The organism is Pseudomonas sp. LABIM340, assembly GCF_040017195.2.
Lineage (GTDB): Bacteria > Pseudomonadota > Gammaproteobacteria > Pseudomonadales > Pseudomonadaceae > Pseudomonas.
On the sequence record NZ_CM200227.1, the window covers coordinates 1,818,829 to 1,833,730 of the forward strand.

At 63.8% G+C, this 14,902-nt stretch carries 15 protein-coding genes; 11 read left to right on the top strand and 4 right to left on the bottom strand.

The annotated features are described in order from the left end of the window. Window positions 1-19: 19 nt before the first annotated feature. Window positions 20-913 carry a LysR substrate-binding domain-containing protein gene (locus ABKS89_RS08595; RefSeq protein WP_348587697.1) on the bottom strand — a complete coding sequence of 298 codons (894 nt, stop codon included), beginning with the start codon at window positions 911-913 and terminating at the stop codon, window positions 20-22. Between the two features lie 216 nt (window positions 914-1,129). On the opposite strand from ABKS89_RS08595, the gene ABKS89_RS08600 reads away from it, so the two are divergent. From ABKS89_RS08600 to rpoS, 8 genes are all read left to right on the top strand, one after another. After that, window positions 1,130-2,242: an S-(hydroxymethyl)glutathione dehydrogenase/class III alcohol dehydrogenase gene (locus tag ABKS89_RS08600; RefSeq protein ID WP_348587695.1), complete on the top strand. Its 1,113-nt coding sequence runs from the start codon at window positions 1,130-1,132 to the stop codon at window positions 2,240-2,242. 45 nt (window positions 2,243-2,287) lie between these two features. After that, complete coding sequence (gene fghA / locus ABKS89_RS08605) at window positions 2,288-3,139, top strand: S-formylglutathione hydrolase (RefSeq protein WP_348587693.1); 852 nt, start codon at window positions 2,288-2,290, stop codon at window positions 3,137-3,139. A 59-nt stretch (window positions 3,140-3,198) separates the two neighbouring features. Further along, the gene (ispF, locus tag ABKS89_RS08610) at window positions 3,199-3,672 is read left to right on the top strand and encodes a 2-C-methyl-D-erythritol 2,4-cyclodiphosphate synthase (protein WP_138212686.1); all 474 of its coding nucleotides are present in this window, start codon (window positions 3,199-3,201) and stop codon (window positions 3,670-3,672) included. After that, window positions 3,669-4,727 carry a tRNA pseudouridine(13) synthase TruD gene (truD, locus tag ABKS89_RS08615; RefSeq protein WP_348587691.1) on the top strand — a complete coding sequence of 353 codons (1,059 nt, stop codon included), beginning with the start codon at window positions 3,669-3,671 and terminating at the stop codon, window positions 4,725-4,727. Before ispF ends, truD begins: the two co-directional genes overlap by 4 nt. Continuing rightward, complete coding sequence (gene surE, locus ABKS89_RS08620; protein WP_348587690.1) at window positions 4,715-5,473, top strand: 5'/3'-nucleotidase SurE; 759 nt, start codon at window positions 4,715-4,717, stop codon at window positions 5,471-5,473. The genes truD and surE overlap by 13 nt, the downstream gene beginning before the upstream one ends. A gap of 25 nt (window positions 5,474-5,498) precedes the next feature. Further along, window positions 5,499-6,134, top strand: coding sequence for a protein-L-isoaspartate(D-aspartate) O-methyltransferase (locus ABKS89_RS08625; RefSeq protein WP_088418250.1), 636 nt, complete (start codon window positions 5,499-5,501; stop codon window positions 6,132-6,134). Between the two features lie 73 nt (window positions 6,135-6,207). After that, entirely contained in the window at window positions 6,208-7,056 is an 849-nt protein-coding gene (locus tag ABKS89_RS08630; protein ID WP_431312025.1) for a peptidoglycan DD-metalloendopeptidase family protein, read from the top strand. A 95-nt stretch (window positions 7,057-7,151) separates the two neighbouring features. Next, complete coding sequence (rpoS, locus tag ABKS89_RS08635) at window positions 7,152-8,156, top strand: RNA polymerase sigma factor RpoS (protein WP_348587688.1); 1,005 nt, start codon at window positions 7,152-7,154, stop codon at window positions 8,154-8,156. 434 nt (window positions 8,157-8,590) lie between these two features. On the opposite strand, the gene fdxA is transcribed toward rpoS, so the two are convergent. Continuing rightward, on the bottom strand, window positions 8,591-8,914 hold the full coding sequence (gene fdxA / locus ABKS89_RS08640) for a ferredoxin FdxA (protein ID WP_015476292.1): 324 nt from the start codon (window positions 8,912-8,914) through the stop codon (window positions 8,591-8,593). A 65-nt stretch (window positions 8,915-8,979) separates the two neighbouring features. After that, a complete protein-coding gene (gene mutS, locus ABKS89_RS08645) occupies window positions 8,980-11,553 on the bottom strand; it encodes a DNA mismatch repair protein MutS (protein WP_348587686.1) in 2,574 nt (857 codons plus the stop codon). Between the two features lie 82 nt (window positions 11,554-11,635). Between mutS and ABKS89_RS08650 the strand changes: the two genes are divergently transcribed. The 3 genes from ABKS89_RS08650 (at window position 11,636) to recX (ending at window position 13,759) form a co-directional block, all read left to right on the top strand. Next, complete coding sequence (locus ABKS89_RS08650) at window positions 11,636-12,148, top strand: CinA family protein (protein ID WP_348587684.1); 513 nt, start codon at window positions 11,636-11,638, stop codon at window positions 12,146-12,148. Window positions 12,149-12,233: 85 nt separating this feature from the next. Next, a complete protein-coding gene (recA, locus tag ABKS89_RS08655; RefSeq protein ID WP_045210034.1) occupies window positions 12,234-13,289 on the top strand; it encodes a recombinase RecA in 1,056 nt (351 codons plus the stop codon). A 5-nt stretch (window positions 13,290-13,294) separates the two neighbouring features. Beyond that, on the top strand, window positions 13,295-13,759 hold the full coding sequence (gene recX / locus ABKS89_RS08660) for a recombination regulator RecX (RefSeq protein ID WP_348587682.1): 465 nt from the start codon (window positions 13,295-13,297) through the stop codon (window positions 13,757-13,759). 62 nt (window positions 13,760-13,821) lie between these two features. On the opposite strand, the gene ABKS89_RS08665 is transcribed toward recX, so the two are convergent. Further along, complete coding sequence (locus ABKS89_RS08665; protein WP_138212692.1) at window positions 13,822-14,895, bottom strand: LOG family protein; 1,074 nt, start codon at window positions 14,893-14,895, stop codon at window positions 13,822-13,824. Window positions 14,896-14,902: the final 7 nt, after the last annotated feature.

The window sequence follows — 14,902 nt, forward strand, 5'->3', positions numbered from 1 at the left end:
CGTCTTTCAGGCGCTTGTTTCAGGGCAACGGAGTGGGTTGAAGATGCTGCAGGCCTTCCTTCAGATGATCCACCAGCTGCCGCACCTTGGGCGACAGGTGCCGCTGCTGTGGATAAAGCGCCCAGACCCCGGTATTGGGCGGCTGGTGCGCGTCCAGCAGGGACACCAGGCGGCCGCTGCGCAGGTGCTCCAGCACGTAGTAGTCCGGCAACTGGCACAGGCCGAAACCGCGCAGGGCTGCATCGAGCACCGCCTGGCCGCTGTTGCAGCGCCAGTTGCCCTGCACCCGGTGCTGGGTTTCGCGGCTGTCTTCCAGGAAGCTCCACTGGTCGCTGCTGCCTATCAGGCAATTGTGCTGCGCGAGTTCGGCGACGCTTTGTGGTGCGCCGTGGCGGGCCAGGTATTCCGGCGTAGCGCAGAGATACATCACCCGCGGTGCCAGGCGGGTCGCCACCAGCCGTGAATCGCTCAGCCGGCCGAGGCGGATCGCCAGGTCGAAGCCTTCGTGGAGCAGGTCGAGCTGGCGATTGGACAGCTCGATCTCCACCCGCAGTTGCGGAAACTGCGCCATGAACTCGTTCACCAGCGGCACCACGAAGCGCTCGCCGTAGGCCACGGCGCAAGTCATGCGCAGCAGCCCCTTGGGCTCGGCGGACAGATCGCTGACTGCGCGCAGCGCTTCCTCGCGGGCATCCTGCAGGCGCCGGCAGTGCTGCAGGAAGGTCTGCCCGGCTTCGCTCAGCGTCACCTTGCGCGTGCTGCGGTAGAGCAGGCGCGTCTGCAGCCGTTCTTCCAGTCGCGCGACCTGGCGGCTGACGTGGGACGAAGAAACCCCGAGGCGTTCGGCGGCGGCGGTGAATTGGCCGGTTTCGGCGACGGCGACGAATTCGTCCAGTCCTTCCCAGCGGTGCATCTGGATTATCCCTGTCTGGCAATAATGTTTTGATTATTGCCTGATTATTCCCTGAAACGGGGTTTTCTACACTTCCAAAGCTTTGGGGCGTGCTTTTGCCGCGCTGCCCCGAACGCTCCCCGACGTGGCCCTGGCCCGTCCCGGTTTCTCGGCCGCCGCGCCGAACCCGTCCGCCCAAGGCGGGCGTTGTCGCTTCCTTTGTTCAGGAGTTTCCAGATGATCAAGTCCCGTGCCGCCGTCGCCTTCGCCCCCAACAAGCCGTTGGAAATCGTCGAAGTGGATGTGGCGCCGCCGCAGAAGGGCGAAGTGCTGGTGCGCATCGTCGCCACCGGCGTTTGCCACACCGATGCGTACACCCTGTCCGGCCAGGATTCCGAAGGCGTGTTCCCGTGCATCCTGGGCCATGAAGGCGGCGGCATCGTCGAAGCGGTGGGCGAGGGCGTGACCTCGCTGAAAGTGGGCGACCACGTGATCCCGCTGTACACCGCCGAATGCCGCGAGTGCAAATTCTGCAAATCCGGCAAGACCAACCTCTGCCAGGCCGTACGCGCCACCCAGGGCAAGGGCCTGATGCCCGACGGTACCAGCCGCTTCTCCTACAAGGGCGAGCCGATCTTCCACTACATGGGCTGCTCGACTTTCTCCGAGTACACCGTGCTGCCGGAAATCTCCCTGGCGAAGATCCCCGAGGAAGCGCCGCTGGAGAAGGTCTGCCTGCTCGGTTGCGGCGTAACCACCGGCATCGGTGCCGTGCTGAACACCGCCAAGGTGGAAGAGGGAGCTACCGTCGCCATCTTCGGCCTGGGCGGCATTGGCCTGGCGGCGATCATCGGCGCGAAGATGGCCAAGGCTGCGCGCATCATCGCGGTCGATATCAACCCGGCCAAGTTCGACATCGCCAAGGAACTGGGCGCTACCGACTTCGTCAATCCGAAGGATCATCAGAAGCCGATTCAGGAAGTGATCGTCGAAATGACTGATGGCGGCGTGGACTATTCCTTCGAGTGCGTGGGCAACGTCCAACTGATGCGCGCGGCACTGGAGTGCTGCCACAAGGGCTGGGGTGAATCCACCATCATCGGCGTCGCCGGCGCCGGTCAGGAAATCAGCACCCGTCCGTTCCAGCTGGTCACCGGCCGCGTCTGGCGCGGTTCCGCTTTCGGCGGCGTGAAGGGCCGCACCGAACTGCCAAGCTATGTGGAAAAAGCGCAGAAGGGCGAAATCCCGCTGGATACCTTCATCACCCACACCATGGGCCTGGAGAAGATCAACGAGGCCTTCGACCTGATGCACGAAGGCAAGAGCATCCGCTCCGTCATCCATTACTGATCGAACCGCCGGGCGCCCCTTGCGCCCGGCCTCACAGGAGGCTCCATGACGGATTCCATCGAACTCATCAGCAGCCAGAAGAGCTTCGGCGGCTGGCACCAGCGCTACCGCCACCGCTCCGCAACCCTGGGCTGCGACATGGTCTTCGCGGTCTACCTGCCGCCCCAGGCCGAGCCCGAGGCTGGCCTGCCGGTGCTGTACTGGCTGTCCGGCCTGACCTGCACCGACGAGAACTTCATGCAGAAGGCCGGCGCCCAGCGCATGGCTGCCGAGCTGGGGATTGTCATCGTCGCGCCGGACACCAGCCCGCGCGGGCCGGAAGTACCGGGTGATCCGGATGGCGCGTGGGACTTCGGCCTCGGCGCCGGCTTCTACGTCAACGCCACCCAGGAACCCTGGGCGCGCCACTACCGCATGCACGACTACGTGGTGCAGGAGCTGCCGGCGCTGATCGAGGCGAACTTCCCGGTCTCGCAGAAACGCGGCATCAGCGGGCACTCCATGGGGGGCCATGGCGCGCTGATCTGTGCCCTGCGCAATCCGGGCCGCTATCTGTCACTGTCGGCCTTCGCGCCCATCACCCATCCGAGCGATTGCCCGTGGGGCCAGAAGGCCCTGGGCCGCTTCTTCGGTGAAGACCCGGCGACCTGGCGCGAGTGGGATGCCGTGGAGCTGCTGGCGAATGCCAGTGAGCGCCTGCCGATCCTGGTGGACCAGGGCGAGCGCGACGACTTCCTCGCCGTGCAGCTCAAGCCCGAAGCCCTGCGTGAAGCCGCCGCTGCGGTCGGTCATCCGCTGGAGCTGCGCCTGCAGCCCGGCTACGACCACAGCTACTACTTCATTGCCAGCTTCATCGAAGATCACCTGCGCCACCACGCCGCGGCGCTCTGTGGCTGACACCCTCGGGGCAGTGATCCGGTAGAATCGACGCCCTGACATCTACAGGGCGTTTTTTCATGCGTATCGGACATGGCTACGACGTGCACCGCTTCGGCGAGGGCGACTTCATCACCCTCGGCGGCGTGCGTATTCCCCACAAGTTCGGGCTCGTCGCCCACTCCGACGGCGACGTGCTGCTGCACGCGCTCTCCGATGCCCTGCTGGGCGCCTGTGCGCTGGGCGACATCGGCAAGCACTTCCCCGACACCGACCCGCAGTTCAAGGGTGCCGACAGCCGCGCGCTGCTGCGCCACGTGCTGAGCCTGGTGGAAGCCAAGGGCTGGAAGGTGGAGAACGTCGACACCACCATCATCGCCCAGGCGCCGAAGATGGCCCCGCACATCCAGAGCATGCGCGAGACCATCGCCGCCGACCTGAAGGTCGAACTGGACCAGGTCAACGTCAAGGCCACCACCACCGAGAAGCTCGGCTTCACCGGCCGTGAAGAGGGCATTGCGGTCCACGCTGTCGCCCTGCTGGTTCGCGCATGACGGAGCTGGAACTGCTGGGCCCGCGCGCCCATGGCGACGCCTGTGGAAGTGCGGTGCTCAAGGCCGTGGCGGAAGACTTCCAGGTCGACGAAGTGCTGGACATCCCACTCTCCGATGACGGCGAACACCTCTGGCTGTGGGTCGAGAAGCGCGGCCTGAACACCGAGGAAGCGGCCCGTCGCCTGGCCCGTGCTGCCGGCGTGCCGGTGAAGATGATCAGCTACGCCGGCCTCAAGGATCGCCAGGCGCTGACCCGCCAGTGGTTCAGCCTGCACCTGCCGGGCAAGTCCGATCCGGACCTGGCCGCCGCCGAGGACGACAGCCTGCGCATCCTCGAGCGCAATCGCCATCGCCGCAAGCTACAACGCGGCGCGCATTCGGCCAACGGCTTCACCCTGCGCCTGACCGAGCTGCAGGCGGATCGCGAGCAGCTCGAAGCGCGTCTGAAGGCCATCCTCGCCCAAGGCGTGCCGAACTACTTCGGTACCCAGCGTTTCGGCCATGACGGCGGCAACGTCTTCGACGCCCGCAGCTTCGCCGAGCGCGGCAAGCTGCCGGAACATCGCAACATGCGCTCGCGGATGCTCTCGGCGGCTCGCAGTTACGTCTTCAACCAGGTTCTGGCCCGCCGCGTCGCGGAAGGCACCTGGAACCAGGCGTTGGTCGGCGACCTGCTGGCGTTCACCGATAGCCGCAGCTTCTTCCCTGCCGGCGAAGCGGAATGCTCCGATCCGCGCCTCGCCGCACTCGACCTGCACCCCACCGGCCCGATGTGGGGGGAGGGCGATTCACCGGCAGCCAACCAGCCCGGAGAGATCGAGCGCAGCGTGCAGCAAGCCGAGATGGCGCTTTGCCAGTGGCTCGCCAGTGCGGACATGGCGCACGAACGGCGCATTCTGCGCCTCCCCATCCCGGGTCTTACATGGCATTATCCCGCCCCTGACATTCTGCAACTGGAATTCGTCCTGCCGGCTGGCTGCTTCGCCACCGTGGTAGTGCGCGAGCTGATCGACCTCGTGCCGGCAGGGCAGACGGAAAGCCCATGCGCATATTGATTGCCAACGACGACGGGGTCACTGCACCCGGTATCGCCGCGCTTCACGACGCGTTGTCCGACTATGCGGACTGCATCGTGATCGCCCCGGAAGCCGATCGTAGCGGAGCGAGTAGTTCGCTGACGCTGGATCGGCCGCTGCATCCTCATCGCCTGGGCAATGGTTTCATCAGCCTCAACGGCACCCCGACCGACTGCGTGCACCTGGGCCTCAACGGCCTGCTCGACGACGTGCCGGAGATGGTCGTCTCGGGTATCAACCTCGGCGCCAACCTGGGCGACGACGTGCTCTATTCGGGCACCGTGGCGGCGGCCCTGGAAGGGCGCTTCCTGTCCCGCCCGGCCTTCGCCTTCTCGCTCTGCTCGCGCCTGACCGACAACCTGCCGGCCGCCATGCACTTCGCCCGGCTGCTGGTGGAATCCCACGAGAAGCTCGAGCTGCCGCCGCGCACTGTGCTCAACGTGAACATTCCCAACCTGCCGCTGGAGCGCATCAAGGGCATCCAGCTGACCCGCCTGGGGCATCGCGCCCGCGCCAAGCCGCCGGTCAAGGTGGTCAACCCGCGTGGCAAGGAAGGCTACTGGATCGCCGCTGCCGGCGATGCCGAGGATGGCGGCGAGGGCACCGATTTCCACGCGGTCATGCAGGGTTACGTGTCGATCACGCCGCTGCAGATGGACCGGACCTTCCGGGAGGCGTTCAATGTCCTTGGCGACTGGCTCGGAGGGCTCGACCATGGCCAATGAATTGTCGCGCCGCGGCGGGATCGGCATGACCTCCCAGCGCACCCGCGAGCGCCTGATCCAGCGTCTGTACGAAGAGGGCCTGTCCAACGCCCACGTGCTGGAAGTGATCCGTCGTACGCCGCGCCACCTGTTCGTCGACGAGGCGCTGTCGCACCGCGCCTACGAAGACACCGCGCTGCCCATCGGGCACAACCAGACCATCTCGCAGCCCTTCATGGTGGCGCGGATGACCGAGTTGCTGCTGGCCGCCGGCCCGCTGGACAAGGTGCTGGAGATCGGCACCGGCTCCGGCTACCAGACCGCCGTGCTGTCGCAACTGGTGGAGCGGGTGTTCTCCGTCGAGCGCATCCAGGCCCTGCAGGATCGCGCCAAGGAGCGACTTGCGGAGCTAAACCTGAGAAATGTTGTCTTTCGTTGGGGCGATGGCTGGGAAGGCTGGCCCGCCCTGGCGCCTTACAACGGCATCATCGTCACCGCGGCAGCGGCGGAGGTTCCGCAGGCGTTGCTGGACCAGCTGGCGCCCGGGGGGCGGCTGGTGATTCCGGTCGGTGGCGGCGAGGTGCAGCAACTGATGCTGATCGTCCGCACCGAGGACGGCTTCCAGCGCCAGGTGCTGGATTCCGTACGCTTCGTCCCGCTGCTCAACGGTCCGCTAGGCTGAGAGCAAGCCGGTCAAGGCTGCGGTAACTGCCGGCCAGTGAGGCTGGACGTCAATTCATGGATAAGGGGGATGGGTGAGCTTGACAGCGACCCTGTGTCAACGGAACTGGATCAAGGGCCTGGGCCACGCTGTGGTGGCCATTGCCGTCTGCTCTCTGCTGGCGGCCTGTTCTTCAACCTCGCGCAGCACCACGACCGTGGTGGATCGCAACGCCCAGCAGAAGCCGGCTGTCACCAGCGGGCAGTATCTGGTGCGTCGCGGTGACACGCTGTACTCCATCGCCTTCCGTTACGGCTGGGACTGGAAAGCCCTGGCCGCACGCAACAACATCTCCGCGCCGTACACCATTCGCCCGGGCCAAACCATCCGCTTCGATGGTGGCTCGTCGACAGCACCGTCTGTCGCAAAAAATACGACGCCTGTCGCGCCGGTCATCGTCAACAAACCGACATCTACCCCGGCGACCGCCAGCAAACCGACCACGCCTGCCGTCACGACTCCAGCGCAGCCGCCCGCCAGTGGCGGAACTCCGGCGGTCGCAGGCGGCGCTCCGGGGGGCTGGATATGGCCAACCAATGGCACTCTTATTGGGCGTTTTGCATCAAACGGCAGTTTGAATAAAGGGATTGATATAGGCGGGCAATTGGGCCAGCCTGTCCTGGCTGCGTCTAATGGCACGGTGGTGTACGCCGGTAGTGGTTTGCGGGGCTACGGCGAACTCGTGATCATCAAGCACAGCGATACCTACGTAAGCGCCTACGGTCACAACCGCAGGTTGCTGGTGCGGGAAGGGCAACAGGTCAAAGTCGGGCAGAACATTGCCGAGATGGGCTCCACAGGGACCGACCGGGTGAAGCTGCACTTCGAGATTCGCCGCCAGGGTAAACCTGTAGATCCGCTGCAATACCTGCCAAGTCGTTGACGGTAGCTGTTCCCCTGCGTGGGTGAGCGGGCCTAGGTGTCCTAAGGATAAGGAAACACCTGGGCTTGTTGTCGAACTCAGCAAGGGATAACGACATGGCACTTAAAAAAGAAGGGCCGGAGTTTGACGTCGATGATGAAGTGCTCCTGCTGGAGCCTGGCATCATCCTCGAAGAGTCATTTGCCGAAGAGCAGGTATCGCTTCGAGTCACTCCTAAAGCCACCTCATTCTCTTCTCTCAAGCAACACAAGCACATCGACTACAGCCGCGCGCTCGACGCGACCCAGCTGTATCTGAATGAAATCGGTTTCTCGCCGCTCCTGACTCCGGAAGAGGAAGTCCATTTCGCGCGTCTCGCGCAGAAGGGCGACCCGGCCGGTCGGCGGCGAATGATCGAAAGCAACCTGCGTCTGGTGGTGAAGATCGCGCGACGTTACGTCAACCGCGGCCTGTCCCTGCTCGACCTGATCGAAGAGGGCAACCTCGGGCTGATCCGCGCGGTGGAGAAATTCGACCCCGAACGTGGCTTCCGCTTCTCCACCTATGCAACCTGGTGGATTCGTCAGACCATCGAACGGGCCATCATGAATCAGACCCGCACCATTCGTTTGCCGATCCATGTGGTGAAGGAACTCAATGTCTACCTGCGGGCCGCTCGCGAGCTGACCCACAAGCTGGACCACGAGCCGTCGCCCGAGGAAATCGCCAACCTGCTCGAGAAGCCGGTGGAAGAGGTCAAACGGATGCTCGGTCTGAATGAGCGGGTCACTTCGGTGGATGTCTCCCTCGGCCCGGATTCGGACAAGACTCTGCTCGATACCCTGACCGACGACCGTCCTACCGATCCCTGCGAGCTGCTGCAGGACGACGACCTCAGCGAGAGCATCGACCTTTGGCTGTCGGAACTGACCGACAAGCAGCGCGAGGTGGTGATTCGCCGCTTCGGCCTGCGCGGCCATGAAAGCAGCACCCTGGAGGAAGTCGGCCAGGAAATCGGCCTGACCCGCGAGCGGGTTCGGCAGATCCAGGTCGAGGCCCTCAAGCGTCTGCGCGAGATTCTCGAGAAGAACGGCCTGTCGAGCGACGCATTGTTCCAGTAGCGTTCAGACCGACAACGAAGAAGCCCGGATGATTCCGGGCTTTTTTATTCGTCGCGATGTAAGCATTCGCTTACACAGTGTGTGAGCGTTCAGCTTGAAGTACCGCCAGTTTTAACGTCGACTTTTCGTATCTTATTGTTTTATAAGTATTTTTATTAAGGTATGGGATGCCGTCAGCGATGTATGCGCGGAAGTGTCCCAGTTGCCGCGTTCCTGCAGGCGGGTAATATCACTTCTGCGTACACGGAAAGGCGCAGGCCGGTAAGGATGTCGGTCAGGACCCACCGCAGGATGCGGTTCATCAGGATGATGAAGAAGGGAAGAAAGAGTGGGCGGGTTATCCCGCCCCTTTTTTTGCCTGCAGAAAAGTGAAGCTCCAGATGCAGAAAGGCCCGCACTAGGCGGGCCTTTTCTATTTCCGGAGGTGCTGGAAATCAGCGCTCCAGATACTGCATCTTGTTCGGCTTGCCGTCCCACTCTTCGGCGTCCGGCAGGGAATCCTTCTTCTCAGTGATGTTCGGCCATACATCGGCCAGATCCTTGTTCAGCTCGATGAACTCCTGCATGCCATCCGGGACCTCGTCCTCGGAGAAGATCGCCTGCGCCGGGCACTCCGGTTCGCACAGGGCGCAGTCGATGCACTCATCCGGGTGGATGACCAGGAAGTTCGGGCCTTCGTAGAAGCAGTCCACCGGGCATACTTCCACGCAGTCGGTGTATTTGCACTTGATGCAGTTGTCGGTGACGACGAAGGTCATTTCTAATTTTCTCCTCAGGCGGGCGGCTAAGCGCGCGCGATTCTAGCAGCTTGTCCAGCGGTCCGTCAGACCCGCATCTTCCATGCATATAACAATTCGAGAGCTTGACGCGGTGTCAGGTCATCGGGGCTGACACGCATCAGCTCTTCGACGATCGGGTGCGGCAGGCTGGCAAACAGGTCGCTTTGCAGTGGCGCCGGGCTTTTCGGGTCGGCCGAACGCGGTACTTCATGGGGCAGGCTGGTGGTTTCCAGGCGCGACAGATGCTCGCGGGCGCGCTGAATTACCGCACCCGGCACACCGGCCAATTGTGCAACCGCGAGGCCATAACTCTGGCTGGCAGGGCCGGGCAGTACGTGGTGCAGGAACACGATGCGCTCGTTGTGTTCGGTGGCGTTCAGGTGGACGTTGGCCACCGCCGGTTCGCTTTCGGGCAGCACGGTCAGCTCGAAATAGTGCGTCGCGAACAGGGTAAAGGCGCGTAGTTTGGCCAAGTGTTCGGCGGCGGACCAGGCCAGCGACAGGCCGTCGAAAGTGCTGGTGCCACGGCCCACTTCGTCCATCAGCACCAGGCTGCGGTCGCTGGCGTTGTGCAAAATGTTCGCGGTTTCGCTCATTTCTACCATGAAGGTGGAGCGGCCGCCGGCGAGATCGTCGGAGGAGCCGATGCGGGTGAAAATTCGGTCTACCAGGGACAGCTCGCAGCGCGCGGCCGGAACGAAACTACCGATGTGCGCTAGCAGCACGATTAGCGCTGTTTGCCGCATATAGGTCGATTTACCGCCCATGTTCGGGCCGGTAATCACCAGCATGCGGGTGTCTTCATCGAGGTTAAGGTCGTTGGCGACGAAGGGCGTATCCAGCACCTGCTCGACCACCGGATGACGGCCCTGCTCGATGAGGATGCCGGACTCTTCGACGAAGCGCGGGCGGTTCAGGTCGAGGTTCAGTGCACGCTCGGCGAGGTTGGACAGCACGTCCAGTTCGGCCAGAGCGGCAGCGGTGTCCTGTAGTGGCGCCAGTTGGCCGATCAGCAGTTCCAGTAGTTCTTCGTAGAGCTGCTTCTCGCGAGCCAGGGCACGGCTCTGGGCCGACAGCGCCTTGTCTTCGAAGGCCTTCAGTTCCGGCGTGATGAAGCGCTCGGCGCCTTTCAGGGTCTGGCGGCGGATGTAGTCGGCAGGGGCCTGTTCGGCCTGTACGCGGGGCAATTCGATGTAGTAGCCGTGGATGCGGTTGTAGCCGACCTTCAGGTTCGGCAGGCCGGTGCGGGCCTTCTCGCGAGTCTCCAGGTCCATCAGGTACTGACCGGCGTTCTCGCTGAGCATCTGCAGCTCGTCCAACTCGGCGTCGTAGCCGCGGGCAATGACGCCGCCATCGCGGATCACGGCCGGCGGGTTCTCGATCACCGCGCGGGCCAGCAGGTCGGCCAATTCCGGGTAGGTACGGATGCTGACGGCCAGTTCGCCCAGGTGCGGGGCTTCCAGCTCGGTCATACCAGTCTGCAGTTCCGGCAGGGCGGCGAGGGCATCGCGCAGGCGAGCGAGGTCGCGCGGGCGGGCGTTGCGCAGGCCTATTCGGGCGAGAATTCGTTCGACGTCACCGATTTCCTTCAGCTGCGGCTGGAGGACTTCGAAGCGATAACGCTCCAGCAGGCAGGCAATGGACTCCTGGCGAGCTTCGAGCACGGCACGGTCACGCAGCGGGCGGTTCAGCCAGCGGGTCAGCAGCCGGCTGCCCATGGCAGTCTGGCAACGGTCGACTACCGACTGCAGCGTGTTGTCGCGGCCGCCGGCGAGGTTGGTGTCCAGCTCCAGGTTGCGGCGACTGGCGCCATCGAGGATCACGGTGTCGTCGATGCGCTCGTGACGCAGGCTGCGCAGGTGCGGCAGCGCGGTGCGCTGGGTTTCCTTGGCGTAGGTCAGCAGGCAACCCGCGGCGCCGATGGCCAGGGTCAGCTCCTGGCAGCCGAAGCCCTTGAGGTCCTGCACGCCGAACTGCTGGCACAGGCCTTTCTTCGCCGAGTCGCGATCGAAGTCCCAGGGCGCGCGGCGGTGCGCGCCACGGCGCTTCTCCGCCGGCAGGCCCTGGGGCCAGTCGTCGGGGATCAGCAGCTCGGCGGGATTCAGGCGCTCCAGTTCGGCCAGCAGGGTTTCCCAGCCTTTTATTTCCTGGACGTTGAAACGGCCGCTGGTGATGTCCAGCACGGCGAGGCCGAACAGGCGCTCGTCGCCGAGCACGGCAGCGATCAGGTTGTCGCGGCGCTCGTCGAGCAGCGCTTCGTCGCTGACGGTTCCGGGAGTCAGGATGCGTACGACCTGGCGTTCCACCGGGCCCTTGCTGGTGGCCGGGTCGCCAATCTGTTCGCAGATCACCACCGATTCACCGAGCTTCACCAGCTTGGCCAGGTAGCCTTCGGCGGAGTGGAAGGGAATGCCGGCCATGGGAATGGAGTTGCCGGCGGACTGGCCGCGCGCGGTCAGGGTGATGTCCAGCAGCTTGGCGGCCTTCTTGGCGTCCTCGTAGAACAGCTCGTAGAAGTCGCCCATGCGGTAGAACATCAGTTGGTCCGGGTGCTGGTTCTTCAGCCTCCAGTACTGTTGCATCATCGGTGTGTGGGCGGAGAGGTCGCTCTGACTCATGGCTTCTGGCTGTCCGGCTTCAACATGCAAAAGCGCCTAGTGTACGGTATCCGCCTGGCCTTCTTTAACCCCGGAGCGCACCGTGCCCGTTACCGATTCCTTTATTACCGAGCTCTCCTCCCGACTTGGAGGACGGCTGGCTGCCAATAAATTGCGCGTCACCACCGCTGAATCCTGCACCGGTGGAGGAATAGCCGAGGCGATAACCCGTATTTCCGGCAGCTCCGCCTGGTTCGAGGCGGGCTATGTGACTTACTCCAACAGCCAGAAGACTCGTCAGCTGGACGTTCCGGTCGAATTGTTCCCCCAAGTCGGCGCGGTGAGCCGCGAAGTGGTCGAGGCGATGGTTGCCGGCGCCCTGCCTCGTAGCGGGGCGGATATTGCTGTAGCGGTGAGTGGTATTGCCGGGCCGGACGGCGGTTCTGCCGAGAAGCCGGTAGGCACCGTCTGGCTGGCCTGGAGGAAAGGCGAACAGGTGTTCAGCGAACGCCGTCTTTATGCCGGTGATCGGGAAGCTGTGCGCCGGCAGACCGTGGCGACCGCTCTGGAAGGGCTGTTGCGACTGGCGGACGGCGAAAATCCGATTCAGGGGTAGGCGAGCGGCTTGCCCTGTGGAATAATACTGGCTACTTATACAGTTGTTCGTGGCCGCCCGGCCGCCTGACTTCGCGAGGACTTCAATGGACGACAACAAGAAGCGCGCCCTGGCCGCGGCCCTGGGACAGATCGAACGCCAATTCGGCAAAGGCGCGGTCATGCGCATGGGCGACCATGAGCGCCAGGCTATCCCCGCCATCTCCACCGGCTCGCTGGGTCTGGACATCGCGCTGGGCATTGGCGGTCTTCCGCGCGGCCGTATCGTCGAGATCTACGGTCCGGAATCCTCGGGTAAGACCACGCTGACCCTGTCGGTCATCGCCCAGGCGCAGAAAGTCGGCGCCACCTGCGCCTTCGTCGACGCCGAACACGCGCTGGACCCGGACTACGCCGGCAAGCTGGGCGTCAATGTCGACGACCTGCTGGTTTCCCAGCCGGACACCGGCGAACAGGCCCTGGAAATCACCGACATGCTGGTGCGCTCCAACGCCGTTGACGTGATCATCGTCGACTCCGTGGCTGCCCTGGTACCGAAAGCCGAAATCGAAGGCGAGATGGGCGATCAGCACGTCGGCCTCCAGGCCCGCCTGATGTCCCAGGCGCTGCGCAAGATCACCGGCAACATCAAGAACGCCAACTGCCTGGTTATCTTCATCAACCAGATCCGCATGAAGATCGGCGTGATGTTCGGCAACCCGGAAACCACCACCGGTGGTAACGCGCTGAAGTTCTACTCCTCCGTCCGTCTCGACATCCGCCGTACCGGCGCGGTGAAGGAAGGTGACGAGGTGGTCGGCAGCGAAACCCGCGTCAAGGTCGTGAAGAACAAGGTTGCTCCGCCGTTCCGTCAGGCCGAGTTCCAGATCATGTACGGCCGCGGCATCTACCGCACTGGCGAGATCATCGACCTGGGCGTACAGCTGGGTCTGATCGAGAAGTCTGGCGCCTGGTACAGCTACCAGGGCAGCAAGATCGGCCAGGGCAAGGCGAACGCTGCCAAGTTCCTGGAAGACAACGCCGAGGTTTGCACCACCCTGGACAAGGCTATCCGTGACCAACTGCTGTCCAAGCAGACTCCGCCGACCAAGGCCGAGCTCGCTGCGGCGGAAGCCGAAGCAGAAGCTGAAGCCGACTACTGATAGCGATGGCCGTCGAGCTCGATAATCCCGTCGCGGTGCGGCGGGTCGCCATGGACCTGCTGGCAAGACGCGAGCATGGTCGGGCGGAGCTCTCGCGCAAGCTGCGGCAACGTGGCGCCACGCAGGACCTGATCGATCCCGCCCTCGACCGTCTGGCCGAGGAGGGGTTGCTCAATGAAACCCGCTACCTGGAAAGCTACATCGCCAGCCGTGCGCGGGCCGGTTACGGTCCGGTGAGGATTCGCGAGGAGTTGTCGCAGCGAGGTTTACCCCGTGGCGAGATTGACGGTGCGCTGAGCGAGTCGGATGTCGACTGGAGCGAAAACCTGCGTGAGGTCTGGCGCCGCAAGTTCGCCCGGCTGCCGCAGGACGCCCGCGAGCGAGCCCAGCAGGGCAGGTTCCTGAGTTATCGGGGCTACTCGATGGAAGCCATCAGCCGGCTTCTGAGCGGTCGACGATCAGATGATTGAACGAAAAAGGCACCCAACCGGGTGCCTTTTTTGTTTCCTGGCTCTGGAGAAAGCTCTGGAAATCAGCGCTCCCAGTTCTCCGGCTGGTTGATGAAGTTCAGCAGTTCCCGCAGACGCCCCTGGTCACGGCCGTTGAAGGCGAAGGCCAGGCGGGTGAGGTGGGAGAACTCCGGCTCGTCCAGTTCCGATTCGCTGTAGGGCTGCTGGTGGAAGCCATCGGTGACGCACAGGTTGCCGAACTCGCGTTCCAGCAGCTGCAATGCGCGCACACTCAGCGGATGGTTCAGGCGGATCACGAAGCGATCCTTGAGCCAGCGGCTGGAGTGGAAGTTGCTGTAGAACTGGGCGATTTCCTCGGCGGCTTCCTCGGCGGTGTGCACCAGTTTCATCAGGTTCATGTCGCTGGGCAGGATGTAGCCGTTGTCTTCCAGCTGTTCCTTGATGAATTCCAGGGCGTGGTCCCAGTAGTGCCCACCCGGTTGGTCCAGCAGCACGATCGGTACCAGCGGGCTCTTGCCGGTCTGGATCAGGGTCAGTACCTCGAGCGCTTCGTCCAGCGTGCCGAAGCCGCCGGGGCAGAGCACCAGGGCATCGGCTTCCTTGACGAAGAACAGCTTGCGCAGGAAGAAGAAGTGGAAGGACAGCAGATTGCTGGTGCCATCCACGGTACGGTTGGCGTGCTGTTCGAAGGGCAGGGTGATATTGAATCCAAGGCTGTTTTCCAGCCCGGCGCCTTCGTGGGCCGCAGCCATGATGCCGCCGCCGGCGCCGGTGATGACCATCAGGTCGTAGCGGGCAAGGGTTTCGCCCAGTTCGCGGGCCAGAACGTAGACGGGGTGGTCGGCCGGTGTACGGGCCGAGCCGAACACCGTGACTTTGCGGCGACGCTTGAACTGCTCCAGGGTGCTGAAGGCGTGCTCCATCTCGCGCAGGGTCTGCAGCATGATCTTGGCGTCCCAGCGGTTGCGGTCGGCCTGGGCCATGCGGGCCACGGTGGTGAGCATCTCGCGGTACAGCGGCAGGTTCTGGCTGTTGCCGGGGGCGGCCAGTTCGGCCAGTTCCTCGATCTTCTGTGCGAGGTCGGTGCCGCTGGTCTGGAAGTGTCTGGAGAGGTAGTCGTCGGGCTCATAGGGCATGTTGATA

Bases quoted from the DNA above. Each gene is read 5' to 3' on its own strand.
- ABKS89_RS08595 (WP_348587697.1), bottom strand. From the start codon at position 913: ATGCACCGCTGGGAAGGACTGGACGAATTCGTCGCCGTCGCCGAAACC.
- ABKS89_RS08600 (WP_348587695.1), top strand. From the start codon at position 1,130: ATGATCAAGTCCCGTGCCGCCGTCGCCTTCGCCCCCAACAAGCCGTTG.
- fghA (WP_348587693.1), top strand. From the start codon at position 2,288: ATGACGGATTCCATCGAACTCATCAGCAGCCAGAAGAGCTTCGGCGGC.
- ispF (WP_138212686.1), top strand. From the start codon at position 3,199: ATGCGTATCGGACATGGCTACGACGTGCACCGCTTCGGCGAGGGCGAC.
- truD (WP_348587691.1), top strand. From the start codon at position 3,669: ATGACGGAGCTGGAACTGCTGGGCCCGCGCGCCCATGGCGACGCCTGT.
- surE (WP_348587690.1), top strand. From the start codon at position 4,715: ATGCGCATATTGATTGCCAACGACGACGGGGTCACTGCACCCGGTATC.
- ABKS89_RS08625 (WP_088418250.1), top strand. From the start codon at position 5,499: ATGACCTCCCAGCGCACCCGCGAGCGCCTGATCCAGCGTCTGTACGAA.
- rpoS (WP_348587688.1), top strand. From the start codon at position 7,152: ATGGCACTTAAAAAAGAAGGGCCGGAGTTTGACGTCGATGATGAAGTG.
- fdxA (WP_015476292.1), bottom strand. From the start codon at position 8,914: ATGACCTTCGTCGTCACCGACAACTGCATCAAGTGCAAATACACCGAC.
- mutS (WP_348587686.1), bottom strand. From the start codon at position 11,553: ATGAGTCAGAGCGACCTCTCCGCCCACACACCGATGATGCAACAGTAC.
- recA (WP_045210034.1), top strand. From the start codon at position 12,234: ATGGACGACAACAAGAAGCGCGCCCTGGCCGCGGCCCTGGGACAGATC.
- recX (WP_348587682.1), top strand. From the start codon at position 13,295: ATGGCCGTCGAGCTCGATAATCCCGTCGCGGTGCGGCGGGTCGCCATG.
- ABKS89_RS08665 (WP_138212692.1), bottom strand. From the start codon at position 14,895: ATGCCCTATGAGCCCGACGACTACCTCTCCAGACACTTCCAGACCAGC.